Raw genomic sequence first — 2,869 nt, 5'->3', positions numbered from 1 at the left:
AGCCCTGTGCCCCCCAATTCAATTGGGGGGCACAGGCATTTGTATATCTCGAGCCGAAAAAGCAGCAGACGCATATTGGGCTTCGAACCAATCAACCGCTGTCCGGGCCCCTACGCTGACCGTATGACGGCAACCGGCGGGCATAGTCCAGCGACGCCCCCCGCGGAACGACGCTTCCACCTGAAGGCCGGCGTCGTCGTGGGCCGCGTCGACGACGACGTCATGCGGGCGCTGGGCATTCCCTACGCACAGTCAGCGAGGTTCGCTGCGCCCGTACTGATTTCGCGCTACGCGGCGCCGCTGGGCCGAATTCGCCCGAACGGGCACTGTGTCAGCTGCCGGCGCCGAAGATACGATCACCTTCTTGCCGGACTGACGGTGCTCTACTCGAAGAGTGCGGCCTGCGCGGGCGCGTGCGACCGCTCGAGCCCGAGCAGCAGCTTCTTGCGGTCCAGGCCGCCGCCGTATCCGGTGAGGCTGCCGTTCGCGCCGATCACCCGGTGACACGGCACGATGATGCCAATCGGATTGTGGCCGTTGGCCAACCCGACCGCACGAAACGCGCCAGGAGATCCGATCTGCCGGGCAATATCACCGTACGAACGCGTCTCCCCGTAAGGGATCGTCAGCAGCGCCTCCCATACGCGACGCTGAAACGCGGTGCCGACCAGGTGCAGATCCAGGTCGAAGTCCCGACGGTCACCGGCGAAGTACGCCTCGAGCTGGGCGACGGCCTCGGGGAAGGCCGTGTCGTCGGGCTCCCAACTGGCGCGGCTCGGCTCATAGGTCTGGTCGACCATCCGCAGGTGCATGAGTCGACCGTCCTTGCCGGCCAGCGTCAGCGGGCCGACCGGGCTGTCGACGCTGCGAAATTGCAGGGTTTCGATCACTTCTTCTCCTTCGGCGGCCAATGGTTGACCGCATGTTCGAGGGCCGTCCATAGATGCTGCGTGGCATAGGAACGCCAGGGCCGCCACTGCGCAGCATGCTCGGTAAGCGCCCGCCGATCCGACGGTAACCCGAGTTGCTCGGCGGCGAGCCGCACACCCAGGTCGGTGACAGGAAAGGCGTCCGGGTCACCGAGTCCGCGCATGGCGATCACCTCAGCGGTCCAGTCGCCGATGCCGGGGACTGCCCGCAGCTGATCCCGCGCCACGTTCCAGTCGGTTCCGGCGTCCAGCACCACCTCGCCGGCGGCGATGCCGCGGATCAGCGCATTCAATGACCGTTGCCGGGCCTTGGGGAAGGCAAGGTGCGCGGGGTCGATGTCGGCGAGCTGTTCGATCGCGGGAAAGACGTGCGTCAGCCCGCCGCCGGCATCGCTGATTGGCTCGCCATAGCCGGCGACAAGCCGCGCGGCGTGGGTGCGGGCGGCCTTGACGGAGACCTGTTGGCCCAGCACCACCCGCACCGCGAGTTCTTGTTCGTCGACGGCGCGGGGGATCCGCTGACCGGGTGCCTTCGCGACGAGCACGCTCAGATCGGGGTCGGCGCCCAGCGCGTCGACAACGGCTTCGGGGTCGGCGTCGAGGTCCAGCAGCCGTCGGCACCGGGCGATGGCGGTGGAGAGATCGCGGAAGTCGTCGAGGCTGACGCGGCACTGCACATGGTCGGGCTGCGGTGTGAGGCCGACGATTCCGTTGCCGTTGGGCAGGCGCAACGTCCGCCGGTAGGCGCCGTCGCGCACCTCCTCGACACCGGGTACCGCGCTGGCGGCCAGATGGCCGAAGACGCCTTCGTACGCGAACGGGGTGCGCACTGGCAACCGCAGCGACAGCGCCCCAGCACCGGCCTCGGCTCGTCCGAACCGCGTCCGGGCGCGCTGGCGCAACACGGTCGGCGTCGTATCGCACACCGTGCGTACGGTGTCGTTGAATTGACGGATGCTGGAGAACCCGGCGGCGAAAGCCACGTCGCTGAACGGCAATTCGGTGGTTTCGATGAGGATGCGGGCCGTCTGGGTGCGTTGGGCTCGGGCCAGCGCCAGCGGGTTGGCGCCGACCTCGGCCTGCAGCAGCCGTTCCAGTTGCCGGATGGTGTAGCCGAGGCGGCTGGCCAGCCCGGTCACACCATCGCGGTCGACGGTGCCGTCGGCGATCAACCGCATGGCGCGGGCCACCACGTCACCGCGCACGTTCCACTCCGGTGAGCCCGGCGACGCGTCGGGTCGGCAGCGCTTACAGGGCCGGAACCCGGCGTTCTGCGCCGCGGCCGCCGTCGGGTAGAAGCGCATGTTGCGCGCATACGGTGGGCGGACGGGGCAACTCGGGCGGCAGTAGATCTTCGTGGTCAGCACGGCGGTGACGAACCAGCCGTCGAACCGGGCGTCCTTGGACTGCACGGCCCGGTAGCAGCGGTCGAAATCGTCGTACACGCCTTCAACAATTACACGCGCCCACCGACATGACTAGCGGAAAAACGACATCGTGGTCGATGGGCTTCAATCTCGTCAACCGGCACGCCGACCTGCAGCCGCCGGCACAGGAGGTGCCCAGCTATGTGCACCACGAGATGTGGGGGGTGGGGCACCAACCCGCCGTGCCCGTCGCGACCGTGAGGCTCAGCACGAAACGGTGACATAGACCGTTCGGTATCGGATTCGCTCCACCGACCCGGAGTCGCCGACGGGGTCGCGATCCGTAACAACTTGGCCCGCAGTGACACTGGTCACCGCGCATTGTGACAGCGGCGCTGCCCCGACACGGTTGACGATCACCCGTCTGCCCTCGGATTCGAGCTTTCGGATGGTGTCGGCCGCCGAGTCGGGACCCGTCGGTGCGCCGTGCGCGGTGCCCGCCATCCCGAGTATCGCTGTCGACAACGCGACCGCCGTCATCGTGGAAGCAATGAGAAATTGCATGGTGTTTCC

4 protein-coding genes are annotated in these 2,869 nt (G+C 67.7%); 1 reads left to right on the top strand and 3 read right to left on the bottom strand.

Going from position 1 to position 2,869, the window contains the following annotated elements:
• Positions 1-383: 383 nt before the first annotated feature.
• Both ABQF13_RS25225 and ABQF13_RS25220 read right to left on the bottom strand, forming a co-directional pair.
• Positions 384-887, bottom strand: coding sequence for a methylated-DNA--[protein]-cysteine S-methyltransferase (locus ABQF13_RS25225; RefSeq protein WP_448395540.1), 504 nt, complete (start codon positions 885-887; stop codon positions 384-386).
• Positions 887-2,374: an AlkA N-terminal domain-containing protein gene (locus ABQF13_RS25220; RefSeq protein WP_448395539.1), complete on the bottom strand. Its 1,488-nt coding sequence runs from the start codon at positions 2,372-2,374 to the stop codon at positions 887-889. Before ABQF13_RS25220 ends, ABQF13_RS25225 begins: the two co-directional genes overlap by 1 nt.
• Positions 2,375-2,433: 59 nt before the next feature.
• On the opposite strand from ABQF13_RS25220, the gene ABQF13_RS25215 reads away from it, so the two are divergent.
• Complete coding sequence (locus tag ABQF13_RS25215; RefSeq protein ID WP_448395538.1) at positions 2,434-2,577, top strand: hypothetical protein; 144 nt, start codon at positions 2,434-2,436, stop codon at positions 2,575-2,577.
• Here the strand turns inward: ABQF13_RS25215 and ABQF13_RS25210 are convergent.
• Positions 2,561-2,869: hypothetical protein (locus ABQF13_RS25210; protein WP_448395537.1), on the bottom strand; the 309-nt coding region annotated here is incomplete at its 5' end. The genes ABQF13_RS25215 and ABQF13_RS25210 overlap by 17 nt on opposite strands.

The sequence above is a fragment of the Mycolicibacterium sp. XJ879 genome (genome assembly GCF_053483935.1).
The sequence above is the reverse complement of the archived record's forward strand: the minus strand, read 5'-3'. Positions and strand labels throughout refer to the sequence as shown.